Source organism: Geitlerinema sp. PCC 7407 (assembly GCF_000317045.1).
GTDB lineage: Bacteria > Cyanobacteriota > Cyanobacteriia > PCC-7407 > PCC-7407 > PCC-7407.
In genome coordinates, this window is record NC_019703.1 from 4,303,745 (window position 1) to 4,319,325 (window position 15,581).

Here is a 15,581-nt window from a genome sequence, read left to right on the forward strand (position 1 = left end):
CCTCAGATGCACTTGTCGCTTATTTACTGAACCTAGCCGCCACTGTGACTCTAAGCCTGTCAACTGCCAACTCCCAATCTTCCAGTGCTCCGCTCCGGGCTCAAAACTGGCCGGGACTCATCGAAGCGTATCGTCCCTATTTGCCGGTGAGCGACCAGACGCCCGTGATCACGCTGCTCGAAGGCAGCACGCCGCTGATCCCTGCCCCTGCGATCGCCGATCGCATTGGTCGCCAGGTGAAGGTGTATGTCAAATACGACGGCCTCAATCCCACCGGCAGCTTCAAAGACCGGGGGATGACCATGGCGATTTCCAAGGCCAAGGAAGCAGGCGCTGAGGCTGTCATCTGTGCGAGCACGGGCAACACGTCGGCGGCGGCAGCGGCTTATGCCCGGCGGGGCGGCCTGCGCGCCTTTGTACTGATCCCCGATGGCTACGTGGCGCTGGGGAAACTGGCCCAGGCGCTGCTCTACGGAGCCGAGGTTCTGGCGATCCAGGGCAACTTTGACCGGGCGCTGGAGATCGTGCGCGGCATGGCCGAGAGCTATCCCATCACGCTGGTGAACTCGGTCAATCCCTATCGTCTAGAAGGCCAGAAAACGGCAGCCTTTGAGGTGGTGGACGTGCTGGGAGATGCACCCGATTGGCTGTGCATTCCGGTGGGCAACGCGGGCAACATCACGGCCTACTGGATGGGCTTTTGCCAGTACCACCAAGAAAATCGCTGCACGCGCTTGCCCCGCATGATGGGCTTCCAGGCGGCGGGCTCAGCGCCCTTGGTGGCGGGCTCGGTGGTGGAGCATCCCGAGACGGTGGCCACGGCCATTCGCATCGGCAACCCAGCCAACCGCGATCGCGCGATCGCCGTGCGGGATGCCAGTCAGGGACAGTTTGACGCGGTAACCGACGACGAGATCCTAGAGGCCTATCGTATTCTGGCTTCCGAGGAAGGGGTCTTCTGCGAGCCAGCCAGCGCGGCCTCAGTGGCCGGCCTGCTCAAGCACAAAGATCAGGTGCCCACGGGCGCGACGATCGTGTGCGTGCTGACCGGCAATGGCCTGAAGGACCCCGACTCGGCAATCAAGTTTAGCGGCAACCAGTTCAAGCAGGGAATTGCGCCTGACCTAGGGGCGGTAGCTCAGGCGATGGGTTTCTAGACTCTCGGTTTTGATCTTCAAAATCAGACAGTCCTTCATGAGCCGCCTGCCCCTCGGGGGTGGGCGGTTCGTGTTTGCGGCTGGCCCGCTCTCGGGCGAGGCTGTCGATGGTGTCGCCTAGGGCTGTCGTGAGGCTGCGCCGGGTTTGCTCGTGGCTGGCCTGCTCGGCCTGGAGGAGCTGGCTCAGGCGGTGGACCTCGCTGCGGAGACGCGTGTTTTCGAGCAGGACTTGGCGCAGCTTGGCGGCGATCGCCGCTGGATCTTGGAGCTGGCTGAGCTCGCTGTGGACCACGGCGGCGATCGCCGCTTCCTGGTCCTGCTCGCCCTCTTCATCGAGGGGCAGGCGGCCCTCCATCTGGCGCACCTTGGCCTCTAGCTCACCGAGGCTGCGCTCGTACATCCGCGCTTCTGTGCGCCGCTGTTTGGCCTCCGTTTCGTAGAGCTGTCGCCAGTTGCCCTCGCTCGCTTGAGCATCCTCTCGCTCCCGCAGCGCCTGGGCAAGCTGGACCTTCAGAGACTGGATTTCTGCCAGCCATTGGCTCACTTCGTGATTCATCGCCCTGACCTCCCAAACCTCACGTCATTGCGCTGAGCAGTTCTATCAACATCTTCGGTGCTGGCAGCACGATCATCACCAGCAGCACCAGCGCCAGCAGTCCCCAAAGATCCCGGCGATCGTCCAGTTCGCTGACGTCGTTGAGGGCTGGCTCGTCAATCACGGGAATGAAAAAGAGCAAAATCGCCCACATCAGCAGCTCGGGCCGCACAAAAGACAGCAGCAAGACCAAAAGCCGAGCAACTTGGCCGATGGCGGCTCCGGTGCGCTGACCAAACATGGCGTGGACGATGTGGCCGCCATCGAGCTGACCCACGGGCATCAGATTTAGGGCAGTGACCAGCAAGCCAATGTACCCTGCGATCGCCACTGGGTGCAGCTTGAGGGCCGCCGTCGCCGTGAGGCTATCCCCCAGGGCAATGTGGCTCAACACGCTGAGCAGCAGAGACGAGTGGGGGTTGAGCGCATCAAACTGGAGAATGCTGGCCTCGGGCACCTGGGTCACCACCGTGGAATGGGCCAAGCCCCACAGCAGCACCGGCAGCGTCACCACCAGCCCCGCCAAAGGCCCCGCGATCCCCACGTCAAAGAGGGCCTTGCGGTTAGGCACGGGGGAGCGAATCTGAATAAACGCGCCAAAAGTGCCCAAAAAGAGCGGCACCGGAATGAAATAGGGCAGCGTTGTGCGAATTTTGTAGAAACGAGCAGCCAGGTAGTGGCCCAGCTCGTGAATGCCCAGAATCCCCATCAGGGCGATCGCGTAGGGCAGGCCCCGCAGCCACAGATTTGGCGAAGTCAGGAGCTGCTCGAGGGTCAGCGTCTGCTCCGACGCGGCCCCCAGATTTAGGCCCATGCCCACCCAGGTTGTCGTCAGCAGGGTCACCCCGAGCAGGCCCAGAGCCAGTCCCGGCCGCACCAAGGGCTCAGTGCTAAGGCGGCTAGCCATTGCTTGAGGATTGGGCACCAGAGCAAAAAACGGCTTTCCCTGCAAGCTTTCCTGAAACACCACCAAGAAGCGATCGCCAAAGTGCGACACCACGTTGTCCCGCACCGTCGCGTAGGCCGCTTCTGGATTGGTGCGCAGCTGACCGCGACAGATCACCGCCTGGGGGCGATACTCAATGTTTTGAAGATAAAACACCGTCCACGGAAAGCAGTTTTGCAGCGTGGCTTCCTCTTCTTTCTCGATGGGGCGCAGGGGCGGTCGCTTGGCCGCCGCGATCGCCTCCTCCTGCGCCATCTGCGCCTCCTCCGGCGACAGTCGCCCCCACTGCAGCAGCATCCAGTACAGCAGCGGACAGGCCACAAACGGCCCCACGATCAGCACCAGCGGAATGGGCCGACTCGGGCCGAAGGCCAGTCCCCACAGCGCCCAAATAAACGCTGGCATCATCATGACCAACCACAATAGCCAGACCGGAGTGCGCGTCATACTGGCAACACTTCGTTGCACAATGAAGTAGGTGATGAGTCCCAACAATAGTAGCCAGAACCAAAAAATCATGAACTCTATCTCAACTCATCCGCCCCAACGCTGGGGATAATCTCCCATCAGCGGCACCTCGCTTCGGCCCATCGACCCAGCGTCCGCCTCCAGAATTCTCGTCTGGCCAAAACCACCGTCTTGCCCAGCATTACCAACTAGAACAGTGTATCCAGATTCCCAGCCATCCGGCGTCGCCTCCCCTGTGGCCACGCCTCTCGACGCTCAGCCCAGCAGTACTGCCAAACCGCCTCGTCTGATCCTGGACTCCACTCACCTGGGCAACGGCCGATCGATTTACGCCTTTGCACCCAATCGAGACACCTTGGGCGGGACCGCTTACTTCATTGTAGAAAACGGGGAAGGAATCCTCATCGACTGCCCAGCGTGGAACGATGTGAACCAGCGCTTTTTGCAGGAGCACGCGGTGCGCTGGTTTCTGATCACCCATCGCGGTGGCCTCGGCAAGACCGTCCAGTGGCAGCAGCAGCTACAGTGTGACGTCCTTATCCAAGAGCAAGAAGCCTACCTGCTGCCCGAGATCACCGTCACCACCTTTCACCGAGAGTGCCAGCTTTCGCCCTCGGCGCAGGCTCTGTGGACCTCTGGCCACTCCCCCGGCTCGGCCTGCCTCTACTACCAGCCCGGCGGCGTCCTCTTTACCGGTCGTCATCTGCTGCCCGATCGCGACGGCAACCCCGCCCCCCTGCGCACCTCCAAGACCTTTCACTGGCCCCGGCAGCTCCGCAACACCGCCGGCCTGCGATCGCGCTTTAGCCCCGAGACCCTGCGCTACATCTGCCCTGGCGCCAGCACCGGCTCCCTACGCGGCCAAGGCTACATCGACCACGCCTACGAAAAACTCGCCGCGATCGACCTAGACGCCCTCCAAGGCGCTATCCCTCTTCTATAGCGTCAGCCCCCGCCGCCACCGTCTTGGCGTGATGCCGTTGGCTGGGCAAGCGCACGATGAAAATCGTTCCTTGCCCCACCACCGAGCGAAACTGAATCGTGCCCCCGTGCATCTCCGTCAGCTGGCGCGTCAGAGCCAAGCCCAAGCCGGTTCCCTCATGCTGGCGATTGAGAGAGCTGTCAATTTGCTGAAACGCCTCAAACAGCAGGTGCTGCTTGTCGTCTGGAATGCCGATTCCCGTATCTTCGACTTCGATCTGGGCCAGCCCCTCGTCGTAGATAATTCGTAGCCAGATCTTCCCCCCCGTCGGCGTGAACTTCACAGCATTAGACAGCAGGTTCAGCAAAATCTGCTTCACCCGCCGCTCATCGCCCCAAAAGAACTCCTCATCGGGGAGATCATTAAATTCTTTGAGCAGCGTCACCTCTTGGCGGCGCGCTTTTTCTGAGAGCCAGTCAATGCTCTCATCGGCAATGCGCCGCAGCGAGAACTGGCTGACCTGCAAAGACGCCTTGCCCGCCTCGATTTTGGCCAAGTCCAGAATGTCGTTGATGAGGTTCAGCAGGTGGGCGCCGCTGCTGTGGATCAGCTGGAGATACTCGGCCTGCTTGGGGTTGAGGGTGCCCAAAAACTGCTTGAGCAGCGCCGAGGACATGCCGATCACCGACGTCAGCGGCGTGCGCAGCTCGTGGCTCATGGTGGCCAAGAACTCGCTCTTTGCTTGGCTGGCCGCCTGGGCTGCGGTGAGGGCGTCCTGGAGCTGAGTCGTGCGCTCTGCGAGGGCTTCGCGGGTGTTGATCAGTTCTGTGATGTCCCGGGCGGTGCCCAGGAGGGCGTAGATTTCGCCGTTGGGGTTGCACAAGGGGACTTTGAAGGTGTCAAAGTAGTGAACGCCGTCGCTGAGGGTGATGGCTTCTTGTTCGTGCAGGATCTGCCCGGTGTTGAAGACCTGCTGGTTGCGCTGCAAGAAGGTCTCGGCGCTGGCGGGCGCGAGGCAGTCGCGGACGGACTTGCCCTGGACCTGCTGCCGATTCTCGAAGCCGACGCTGTGGGCGAAGGCGTGGTTGCAGAAGGGCAAGCGATGGGTGTTGCGCTCGAGGACAAAGATGTAGTCGGGGTGAGCGTCAAAGAAGCTCTCTAGCTCGGCGGTGCGCTGGGCTACCTGGAGCTCGAGGGTCTGCTTTTGGTCCTGGATTTGCTGGTAGAGGGTGGCCTGGTGAATGGCGATCGCCAGGTGATCGGCGACGATGGTCAAAAACTCGACCTCTGACTCGTGCCAGTAGCGCGGGTAGTTGTATTGGCTAAAGGAAATGAAGCCCCAGAGCTCTTGGCCTCGGTGGATCGGCACCGCGAGCCAGGCGCTGCCGTGCTGCTCGGCAAAGGCCCGCGCATCTGGATCGTCGATGTGGCGGGTGTCGCTGACCTGCACAGCTTCAAAGAGGCGAAGCTGGGGCGAATAGGGATTCTCGCTATCGGCAATGATGCGGCCCAGGGCCGAGGGAATATCGGCGGTGAGGCGATACTCAACCAGGGGCTGCCAACACTGATCCGAGTTGAACTGGATGATGCAGCACTGGTCAATGATCACGAGCTGCCCCAGAGCGCTGGTAACGGTTTCAAAGATCTGGTCTAGGTCCAGGGAGGCCCGCATTTGAGCAATCAGCTGGTTGAGCAGGGCAGTGCGCTGGGCTCGCTCTTCGACCTGCTGGTAGAGCAGGGCCTGATAGGCGCCTTGCTCGACTTGATGAATCGCGGTATGCAGCAGGTACATTTCCTCTGGCTGCCAAATCCGGGGCCGGTCCCACTGCTCGATGGACAAAAAACCGGCGATCCACTTTTTTTTGCCCTGGGTGTCGGGCTGGGTCCAGCTGGAAAGGACGGCTTTGGCGAGGGGGATGTCAATGGGGCGATCGCGCAGGGGCCGCGGCAGGGGCTCCGCCGTCACCCAGGTGCTGGCCTGGCGGTGGCGCTGAATGATGCCTTGGACCGTTTGCCAGTCGGGGTAGCTTGGGTAGTTGTTGTAGGCCAGAAACTCGGGGGCATGGGCGATCGCCCCCCAGCCAACGTGATAGTCCTCTGCGCTGAAAAACACGATCTGGCAGCGGCTCACCCCAAAAATCGCCCGAATCACCTCCGCCGATCGCCGAATAATCACCTGCGGCCCCAAAATGGCCCCGTCAATATGAAGCAGCTCCTGGAGCAGGCGCTCTTGCTGGAGCCAGGGCCGCTGATGAAACGTGCGCAGGCTCTCTTCCTCGCTCAGCGACTCGCCACTCGTCGGCAACCCATCCTCGATGCGCTCAGAAAAGTGCTCAGCATCGCTCAAAGCCGAGAGCCACTGAAGCGTCATCTCACTTTGGAGACCAGCGTCATTGGCAGTCGCGGGCCAGTGCCGCAAGCTTTGAGTCATCAGCGGCAGCAGCGTTTGCTCACCTGTCGCGCCAAGCTGCTGGGCCACCCATCGCTGCACCTCAGTGCAGATCTGAGGATCGAAGGACAGATGCAGCCAGTAGGCGCGCTCTCGCAGGGGCGTACTCTCAGGATCAGCAAGATAGGCTTGCAGCACCACATTCAGGCGATCGCTCAGCCCCACCGCCACCAGAACGGGCGACGCTGGCTGAGCCTCCGTCCGCCAATCTTGGAGCGGCAGCTCACACAGATGCGTACAGAACGCATAGGTATCTAGCGGCATGTCGCTGACGTCCGCAGGCAGCCCAAAATAACTATTGGCGCGATCGCTCGACTGCGTCTGCGAAAAAACTTGAATCTGGTCACACAGCGTCGGTAAATCCAGCACAGGATCGTCCGAGGCGATCCACAGCATGCGGGTGTCAGGCAAGACAGAAAACTGGGCGGCCAAGGACTGAATGATGGCCTTGAGGGCTCCTGGGCGAGCTGAGTATTTGCCGCGATCAGAAAATTGGAGCATAAGGGATGGCCGCAGGATGTGGGTTGTACCTCAGCGTGGGTCCTCGATGGGGCATGACAGCGATTGCCACACAAGCTGAATCTCGAGCGAACAAGGGACCAAACTAAGCCCCTCAAAAATCCGTCAAATAAACCCCAAACTCTCCGAAAAAGGACCGTAGAACCTATCTCACACAGATTGGGCTATGCCAACAAGAATGCCCATGCTGACCGGACAAAACAGCAAGATAAACTCAGTGCAAAATTTAGCAGCAGCAAGCGCGCTGACAAAAGCATCCTCTAAATCGCCTTGGTAGCGCTTAAACAAGGCTATATGGCGATTTTTGGCGCATTGGTCAGGAATGATGCAGCATGGAAGCGAATGCAGAAAACCTCCAAAACGCCAGGAATTAGACACGAGGCATGGTACAGGAGACACCAATGTTTTACCTGAAAGATCCAGACGAAGGGGAGACCTAACACCCAAGATCAAAATCTTAGCCAAAGCAGCAGAAGCCTCACGCCATCATCTTTGATTTGGCGTTGAGATGAATGCGAGCGAGCGAACGACACTCCTCTGACCTATGCCGCAGGCGTGAGAAGGGGAGAGGGAGGAAACGAGCAAATCTCTCATGATGCAAAACGGGTTTGATACACTCAGGGTAAGGGTTTGAGCTAATCGCCGCCCTGAAACTTGAACCTTAACAACCTGGAATATGGGGTTCTGCCTAGAAACAGACGATTCGTCGTCGCATCTGTGGGCAGGTAAAATTCCAGCAGTACCAAGGAGAGAACAACACTCTTTGTATTGTTCCGGTGCGGTGGGGCATCCCGTATCGTCAATAAAGCTCAGGAAACGCCCGATGGGATACCAGGGGTCACTGAGAAGCCTACGCTGCATACGTCAGTATCAGCGTAGGAGTATGTCACGGGCAACCCACTCAGTCTGGAATCGCCCTAGAACCAGATCAGCCAGGAATCCAGAAACGTCATCCCTGAGAAATCCAAGGATCGGCAGTAGGGCATTGAAGCCTTGGGCGATCGCCCGCAAGCTCCTGAGGGATTAATCACATTTTAGGGTTGAGGCCAGTCTAGCTTCTAGACAGAGGCTAGGGCCGACCCCCAACCAGATCAGCGGGACAGGAAAGGCAAGCGACGCTTGGGCGCAGTTTGCTTGCTCCAGGCAGCTTGATCAGGGGCGCCAGCCAGCACTGTGGCCTGATCCAGCAGGGCGATCGCCGCTTGGTACTGCGGGTCATCCGACGTCGCCACCTGCTCGCGCTCCAGTTGCTCTAGGGCCACCGGCACATCCGGCTGAATGCCTAGCTTATTGATGTCGTGGTGATTGGGCGTCTCGTACTTCGCCACCGTCACCGCCAGACCCGACCCGTCCGAGAGCTCAAACAGCGACTGAATCAGCCCCTTACCAAAGGTTGTTTCACCCACCAGCTGCGCCCGGCCATTGTCCTGGAGCGCACCCGCCAAAATTTCGCTGGCGCTCGCCGTGCCGCGATTGACCAGCACCACCAGCGGCGCTCGGGTCAGCGCTGACCCTGTGGACTCATAGCTATCCAAAACGCTCTGGCGGTTGACCGTATAGACGATCGTGCCCTCATCCAGCCACAGCCGCGCAATTTCAATGCCGGCCTGGAGCAGTCCGCCGGAGTTGTTGCGCAGGTCCAGCACAAACTCCTGGGCTCCCTGGCGCTCCAGATCGCGCACCGCTTCGGCCAGCTCGGTGGTGGCGTTGGCGTTGAACTGGGTGAGGCGAATGTAGCCCACAGGAACCGCTGCCGAAGTACGATCGAGCTTGGCCACCACGGGATTGAGCTCGATGCGATCGCGCACAATCGTCAGCGATCGCGGCGACTTTCCGTCCCGCTCGATCGTCAGCACCACCTTGCTGCCCGCTGGCCCGCGCATCCGAGTCGCCGCCTCGTCCAGCGTCAGAGCCTCACTGGGCGTCCCGTCAATGCTCACGATGCGATCGCGCGGCAAAATTCCCGCTTTATCTGCTGGCGACCCTTCAATGGGCGCGATCACCTGAAGACTTCCGGTTTCAGCATCCAGAGCAATCTGTAAGCCAATCCCCGTCAGCTCCCCCGCCGTACTCACCTGCAAACTGCGGTACTGGCTCGGCCGCAAAAAGCGCGTAAACGGATCGTCCAGAGATGCCAGCATCGACTGAATCGCCGTGTAGGTCTCCTCGCGCGATCGCAGCGGCTTCTGAAGCGTCTTCTGGCGAATCATCCACCAGTTTTGGTCATTAAAAGTTTCGTCGACGTAAGCGCGATTGACAATCCGCCACGCCTCGTTAAAAAGTTTTTGCTCATCCGTCAGGGCATAGGCCGGAGCCACCCAGATGACAAATGTAAAAATAATTTGCGAGAAAATTAAAAATCCAGCTAGCCAAAAGCGTTTGCCCATAGTCGGTGCCATTGCTTCAATCGATGCCCATCGAGGGACCCCTAACCTAGCAGACTCCCTCAAAACTTGGTCGCCCTGGTCATCCCCAGATTCCCAGTCTTGCAGCGAGAATCGCCCGTCTCAAGGGCGATCGCGCCTCTGAGGTTATGTTAAAAATTCCTTCAAAAATCTCTGGGATTTCCAGTTTGCGATGCCAGAAGTGTAACATTTCAATAAGTGTCTGAAGCTGGGTTATTGTTGTCATGCCTAGTTCAGGGGCTGCAACTGCACAATGGTTTGAGCAAGGTTCCCTCTGATCCCCCAGATTAGAAGCCTGCCCTAAAACTGCTAAGTCAGCAGTTGACCTGAGTCGAGCGCTGTTTAGCCTCGGGGTCGAAATCAGACGCCCCAGACCTTTGACAACACGCAATACATCTTTAGGAATTTCGGCTTTATGGCGAACGTGTACGACTGGTTTGAGGAACGTCTAGAGATCCAGGCGATCGCCGAAGACGTTACCAGCAAGTATGTACCTCCCCACGTCAACATCTTCTACTGCCTGGGCGGAATTACGCTAACTTGCTTTTTGATCCAGTTTGCGACTGGATTTGCAATGACGTTCTACTATAAGCCGACCGTGGCTGAGGCCTTCTCATCAGTGCAATATCTGATGACCGACGTCAACTTCGGCTGGCTGATTCGCTCCATCCACCGCTGGTCCGCCAGCATGATGGTGCTGATGATGATCCTCCACGTCTTCCGGGTGTACCTCACCGGCGGCTTCAAAAAGCCCCGCGAGCTGACCTGGGTGACCGGCGTGATCCTCGCCGTGATCACCGTCTCCTTCGGCGTGACGGGCTACTCTCTGCCTTGGGACCAAGTCGGTTACTGGGCAGTCAAGATCGTCTCTGGCGTTCCTGAGGCCATCCCTGTTGTGGGCTCCTTGATCGTGGAACTCATCCGAGGCGGCGATAGCGTTGGTCAAGCAACCTTGACCCGTTTCTACAGCCTGCACACCTTCGTGCTGCCCTGGCTGATTGCAGTCTTCATGCTGCTGCACTTCCTGATGATCCGGAAGCAAGGCATTTCCGGTCCCTTGTAAGTCGCCTTTGGGCTGTGCCGAAGGCCAAGGCCTTTGGCACGCCAAAGACTTCGATACTCGTTGCTTGCAGGCTGGTTTAGCCTCGCCCTGCTGGCCTTAACAGAGTCATAGAGAGAGCACATAATCATGTCAATTCTAAAAAAGCCGGATCTTAGCGATCCTCAACTGCGTGCCAAGCTTGCCAAGGGCATGGGCCACAACTACTACGGTGAGCCTGCTTGGCCCAATGACCTGCTTTACGTTTTCCCGGTAGTTATCCTGGGCACCATTGCCTGCTGCGTGAGCCTAGCCGTGCTGGACCCCGCGCTGGTGGGTGAGGCTGCGAATCCCTTCGCAACGCCGCTGGAAATTTTGCCGGAGTGGTATCTCTACCCCGCGTTCCAAATTCTGCGGATTCTGCCTAACAAGCTCCTCGGTATCGCTGGCATGACCTCGATTCCTCTGGGCCTGATGCTGATTCCCTTCATCGAGAGCGTCAACAAGTTCCAAAACCCCTTCCGTCGCCCTGTGGCAACCACGCTGTTCCTGTTTGGTACGGTGGTTACCCTGTGGCTGGGTGTGGGTGCAACGTTCCCCATCGACAAGTCTCTGACCTTGGGCCTGTTCTAGAGCGCCTCGGCAAGCTTGACTCTGAACGCCTGTATATTTCTCTGCTGTGCTAAGGTTTTGGCGGAGAGTATGCGGGCGTTCAGGCTGTCGGGGGTCGGAGAATCGCGATGGGGCTGGGATGTCTGAGGTGCACCATTCTTGAGGTCCCTGCTCTGGCTGCTCTGAACCTGCGATCGCCCTTGTGCGTCTTAAACTTTTTGTTTCTCTAGTGGCCAAGCCGAGTCATGGTGCAGCGCGACCATCTCACCGTGAACAGTGACCTGACGGTCTTGACGAAGGTCCAGAACTGGTTTGAGCAGTTCTGTCTGCATCACGCTTCAGGCAAGAGCTGGTCAGAAAACCAGATTTATTCCCTAAATTTGGCGCTGGCGGAGGGGTTCACAAACGCGGTGCGCCACGCCCATCATGGCTTGCCGCCAGAGACGGCGATCGAGATCGAGGCGAGTGCATGGGGCGATCGCATTGAGCTGCGCATCTGGGACCAAGGCCAGCCCTTTAATCCAGATTTACTGCCGGAGCCGGAGCCAGGAACCCTACGAGAAGGGGGATACGGCTGGTTTTTGCTGCGGCGCCTAGCTGACCGCGTGACCTATGAGCGGACGGGCGATCGCCGAAATTGCTTGGTCATCGTCAAATACAGCCTGCAAGCGCAGCTAGCGGATTAAAGCGTCTTCGGGGCGCGATCGCCCTGAGCGGCAAAGCCTTTGCCCAGATCTTCTGCAATTTCGTCGATTCGGTGACGAGAGCCCAAATTGGGGCACTCTCAAACCAGGTTGACGCGGTCTAGCCACTCCCTGACTCGAGTCTGGGCAGGCAATCAGAGACGGTGGGCTAGACTAGCGAAACTGGCGATCGCGCAGCAAGGGAGGAGGCACCGTGGAGCAAAGCCATTCAGAGAGACGGACCGCGCTCATTACAGGCATTACCGGCCAGGATGGCTACTATCTGAGTCAGCTGCTGCTCTCGAAGGGCTATCGCGTCGTGGGCCTAGTGCCGCCGGAGCGCCGGGCCAGCGTTGCCAAACTCGGCGATATCGCCGATCGCGTTGAGATTTATCCTGTCCATTTGACGGACGCTTCGGGCCTCCTGGCCGCCGTGGAGCAGCTGCGCCCAGACGAGATTTACAACTTGGCGGCCCCCAGCTTTGTGCCGAGCTCCTGGGACGATCCCCTGGGGACGCTGGACCTGGTGACGGGTACCGCAACGCGGCTGCTGGCGGCCGTGCGGCAGGTGGGGCTAAAAACGCGCTTCTACCAGGCCAGCAGCTCGGAGATGTTTGGGGCGGTCGATCGCTCTCCCCAGGACGAAAACACGCCGTTTCGGCCCATGAACCCCTACGCTGCGGCCAAGGTGCACGCCCACTGGACCATGGTCCACCACCGCCAGCGCTACAGCTTGTTTGCCTGCAGCGGCATCCTGTACAACCATGAGTCGCCGCTGCGGCCACCAAATTTTGTGACCCGAAAGGTGACCCTGACGGTGGCGGCTATCAAGCTGGGACTGCGCGATCGCCTACCAATCGGCAACCTAGAAGCCAAGCGCGACTGGGGCTATGCAGGGGATCATGTCGAGGCAATGTGGCGCATGCTGCAAACCGAGACCCCTGAGGACTACGTCATCGGGACAGGGCACCTGCACAGTGTGCGCGACTTGGTGGCGACGGCGTTTCAGTGTGCCGACCTCGACTGGGAGCGCTACGTGAGCGTCGATACCGCGCTGTTTCGGCCCGATGAGCATTTCCACTTGGTCGCCGATCCGCGCAAGGCTCACCAAAATTTGGGCTGGCAGCCAACCCTCACTTTTGAGGAACTGCTGGGGAAGATGGTGAGGAAAGATATAGAGCGGCTGCAAAGCGGAAGCGTGGAGCTGCCGAGGTAGGCGATCGCGGCGGGGCGATCGCCTACCTCGGCCAAGTCCTAACGTTTACCTGGTATCAACCGGGTTTCTTCCGGGAACCTTAGAAGCAGTCTGCTGAACCGATCATGACAGCAACGTCACCGGGCACGGGCGCAGGCTCGGCCCCTTGAGCTGTCACCGGCGCGAAGACAAGCAAACCGTGGTGAAACCCATGCCGCAACCGTCCGTTCGACATGTCTTTGTTTTCTTAGAAATTTTTTCCTGCGAGGGCGGCATTCAGTCCTATGTCAAAGACATTTTGCGGGCCTACGATGAGGCAGTAACGGCTGAGGGCTCGCAGCAATCTCAGGCTGACGTTTTGCTGCTGCGAGACGGCCCCGACTGCCCCAATCCCTGGGCTACCAGCCCAGCGTTTCGGTTTCACTACCTCAAGTCGTCCTTGCCGCAGTTGGGACGAGGGCGTCTGGCGATCGCCCTGCTGAGGGTCCTGCTGCTGCGCCGCCCTGCGCGCGTGTTTTGCGGCCACATCAAGCTGGCGCCGCTGGTGCGATCGCTGTGTCAGCTCACCGGCACCCCCTACACGGTCCTCACCTACGGCAAAGAAGTCTGGGAGCCTCTCCCGCCGCGATCGCAGCAAGCCTTGCAGCAAGCAGACACCGTGTGGACCATTAGCCGCTACAGCCGCGATCGCGCCTGCCGCGCCAATCACCTGGATCCAGCGCAGTTTCGGATGGTGCCCTGCGCCGTCGATGGCGCTCTCTTTACCCCCGGCCCCAAATCTGCCGAGCTGGTGGCCCGCTACGGCCTAGCCAACGCGCGCGTCCTGATGACCGTTGCTCGCCTGTGGTCCGGCGATATTTACAAAGGCGTTGACGTGACGATCCGGGCGCTGCCCGCGATCCTGCGCGCCTTTCCCGACGTAAAGTATTTGGTGATCGGGCGCGGGGACGATCAGCCGCGTCTGGCTCGCTTGGCCGCCGAGATGGGCGTTGCCGACCGGGTGATTTTTGCTGGATTTGTGCCCACCGAGGCCCTCGTTGACCACTATCGCCTGGCTGACGCCTACGTCATGCCCTCCCAGGAGGGCTTTGGCATTGTTTACCTCGAAGCACTGGCCTGCGGAGTGCCGGTGCTGGCCGGCGATGATGACGGCTCTGCCGACCCGCTCCAGGACGGCCGCCTGGGCTGGCCAGTCCCCCATCGCGATCCGGAAGCCGTCGCTGCTGCCTGCTGCGAAATCTTGGCGGGGCAGGATCGGCGCTGTGATGGGCCGTGGCTTCGCCAAGAAGCGCTCAAAGTCTTTGGCAAAGAAGCCTTTCGGCGCTGCGTGGTGCGGCTGCTCGAGCCGATCCCGCCAGCAGCTGACCCCAAGAACCGATCACCGATCGAGGCAGTGTCCTCCCGATCGGCGTCGTCGGGCGATCGCCCCTAGACCCGCGGGGGAAGCAACGCTCGGGCAATCGCGAGTAGGATAGAAAATAGGTCGCTCGTCTAACCCCATAGACCCCTGCGAGCGATCGATTGCAGATCGTTTGGATGCGCAGAGGAGGCGAGCGTGAACCTAGACGGCCCCAAATCGTTTCAACTTAATTTGTCCAATTTTGGCTGCTCCCTAACCGCGATCGCCCTCATTTGGCTCCTCATCACCATCGGTGCTGGCTGGCTAGTGAAGTCCCTTTTCGTCTTGATGGGCCTGCTGATTTTGGCGCCTATTGTGGGGTTTTTCGCCTTTCGCTGGTGGCTCAAGCGCAATCTGGTCCAGGAAAACTGCCCCGTCTGCAACTATCCCCTGGCGGGCTTCAACCAAGCAGCGCTGCAGTGTCCCTCCTGCGGCGAAGCCTTGACGGTCACCCACGGCCACATCGAGCGCCCCACGCCACCCGGAACGGTGGACGTCGAAGCGATCGAGGTGCCGACCAAGCTGCTAGAAGACTAGGATCGACCCGCCCAGCGCTCCCCATCTGGGCTGGGGCGAACCCAGCGGAAAGTGAGCAGCCTGGGCGGTCATCCTAGATGTCGCGTCGGCAAAAAATGAATCGGCGAAAGATTAAAGGTGGGAGATAGAGAGCTTGTAGCTGTACTGGCCCGGGCTGCGGTTGCCGATGAAGAGGGTGTAGGAGCCCTTGGCCCAGAAGCCAGGCACCTCGACAACACCCCCCGAGAAGCCGTCGGCTTGGACGCAGGTTGTGCGGCCACCGGCTTCTTGGATCATTAGGGTCGGCTGCCCTTCGCCCTCAACGGTGAAGCGCAGGTTGTCAAAGTCGTCGGCTAGGGTGACAACGTGGCTAGGAGCGATCGCAATGCTGCCGCACGGGCTGCTCTCCGTGGCGCTGACGGTGCTTTCGACAACCAGCGGATTGGCGGAATTTTCTGTAATGTTGAGGGTTTCAGCTTTTGCGCTCGTGGCGATCGCTAAGCTGGCGATCGCGGCCGGAACCATCGTCCACACGTGACGGAATTTCATCATTACCCTCCCCCATTGCCGAAAAAGCTTGACGAGACCCAAAATCAAGCAGATTTAGGAATACTCTCGTCCTTAATTTCATCCTAGGGTCGCTCTTTGGGGTTTGGGGAGCCCAGGGTTCAGATCC

At 59.6% G+C, this 15,581-nt stretch carries 14 protein-coding genes; 8 read left to right on the forward strand and 6 right to left on the reverse strand.

What is annotated here, in order from left to right; translation table 11 throughout:
- Positions 1-44 precede the first annotated feature (44 nt).
- On the forward strand, positions 45-1,157 hold the full coding sequence (gene thrC / locus GEI7407_RS17620) for a threonine synthase (RefSeq protein ID WP_015173567.1): 1,113 nt from the start codon (positions 45-47) through the stop codon (positions 1,155-1,157).
- On the opposite strand, the gene GEI7407_RS17625 is transcribed toward thrC, so the two are convergent.
- On the reverse strand, positions 1,102-1,713 hold the full coding sequence (locus tag GEI7407_RS17625) for a hypothetical protein (RefSeq protein ID WP_015173568.1): 612 nt from the start codon (positions 1,711-1,713) through the stop codon (positions 1,102-1,104). The two genes, thrC and GEI7407_RS17625, sit on opposite strands and share 56 nt — an antisense overlap.
- Before the next feature lie 19 nt (positions 1,714-1,732).
- Positions 1,733-3,217 (reverse strand): site-2 protease family protein, encoded by a 1,485-nt coding sequence (locus GEI7407_RS17630; protein ID WP_015173569.1) that lies wholly within the window; start codon positions 3,215-3,217, stop codon positions 1,733-1,735.
- A 145-nt stretch (positions 3,218-3,362) separates the two neighbouring features.
- On the opposite strand from GEI7407_RS17630, the gene GEI7407_RS17635 reads away from it, so the two are divergent.
- Complete coding sequence (locus tag GEI7407_RS17635; RefSeq protein ID WP_223294449.1) at positions 3,363-4,109, forward strand: MBL fold metallo-hydrolase; 747 nt, start codon at positions 3,363-3,365, stop codon at positions 4,107-4,109.
- Here the strand turns inward: GEI7407_RS17635 and GEI7407_RS19765 are convergent.
- From GEI7407_RS19765 to ctpA, 3 genes are all read right to left on the reverse strand, one after another.
- The gene (locus GEI7407_RS19765) at positions 4,093-7,038 is read right to left on the reverse strand and encodes a GAF domain-containing sensor histidine kinase (RefSeq protein ID WP_015173571.1); all 2,946 of its coding nucleotides are present in this window, start codon (positions 7,036-7,038) and stop codon (positions 4,093-4,095) included. The genes GEI7407_RS17635 and GEI7407_RS19765 overlap by 17 nt on opposite strands.
- Before the next feature lie 168 nt (positions 7,039-7,206).
- A complete protein-coding gene (locus GEI7407_RS21185; protein WP_190274152.1) occupies positions 7,207-7,521 on the reverse strand; it encodes a hypothetical protein in 315 nt (104 codons plus the stop codon).
- A gap of 626 nt (positions 7,522-8,147) precedes the next feature.
- Complete coding sequence (gene ctpA / locus GEI7407_RS17645; protein ID WP_015173572.1) at positions 8,148-9,443, reverse strand: carboxyl-terminal processing protease CtpA; 1,296 nt, start codon at positions 9,441-9,443, stop codon at positions 8,148-8,150.
- 433 nt (positions 9,444-9,876) lie between these two features.
- On the opposite strand from ctpA, the gene petB reads away from it, so the two are divergent.
- The 6 genes from petB to GEI7407_RS17675 all read left to right on the forward strand — a co-directional run bounded on the left by petB (position 9,877) and on the right by GEI7407_RS17675 (position 14,926).
- The gene (petB, locus tag GEI7407_RS17650) at positions 9,877-10,524 is read left to right on the forward strand and encodes a cytochrome b6 (protein WP_015173573.1); all 648 of its coding nucleotides are present in this window, start codon (positions 9,877-9,879) and stop codon (positions 10,522-10,524) included.
- 126 nt (positions 10,525-10,650) lie between these two features.
- Complete coding sequence (petD, locus tag GEI7407_RS17655) at positions 10,651-11,133, forward strand: cytochrome b6-f complex subunit IV (protein ID WP_015173574.1); 483 nt, start codon at positions 10,651-10,653, stop codon at positions 11,131-11,133.
- 224 nt (positions 11,134-11,357) lie between these two features.
- Positions 11,358-11,798 (forward strand): anti-sigma regulatory factor, encoded by a 441-nt coding sequence (locus tag GEI7407_RS17660; protein WP_015173575.1) that lies wholly within the window; start codon positions 11,358-11,360, stop codon positions 11,796-11,798.
- Positions 11,799-12,009: 211 nt separating this feature from the next.
- Positions 12,010-13,011, forward strand: a complete 1,002-nt coding sequence (locus GEI7407_RS17665) for a GDP-mannose 4,6-dehydratase (protein WP_015173576.1) — start codon at positions 12,010-12,012, stop codon at positions 13,009-13,011.
- Positions 13,012-13,201: 190 nt separating this feature from the next.
- Positions 13,202-14,422 (forward strand): glycosyltransferase family 4 protein, encoded by a 1,221-nt coding sequence (locus tag GEI7407_RS17670; RefSeq protein WP_015173577.1) that lies wholly within the window; start codon positions 13,202-13,204, stop codon positions 14,420-14,422.
- 123 nt (positions 14,423-14,545) lie between these two features.
- A complete protein-coding gene (locus GEI7407_RS17675) occupies positions 14,546-14,926 on the forward strand; it encodes a hypothetical protein (protein WP_015173578.1) in 381 nt (126 codons plus the stop codon).
- Between the two features lie 111 nt (positions 14,927-15,037).
- Here the strand turns inward: GEI7407_RS17675 and GEI7407_RS17680 are convergent, their stop codons facing one another.
- A complete protein-coding gene (locus tag GEI7407_RS17680; protein WP_150109817.1) occupies positions 15,038-15,457 on the reverse strand; it encodes a hypothetical protein in 420 nt (139 codons plus the stop codon).
- Positions 15,458-15,581 lie beyond the last annotated feature (124 nt).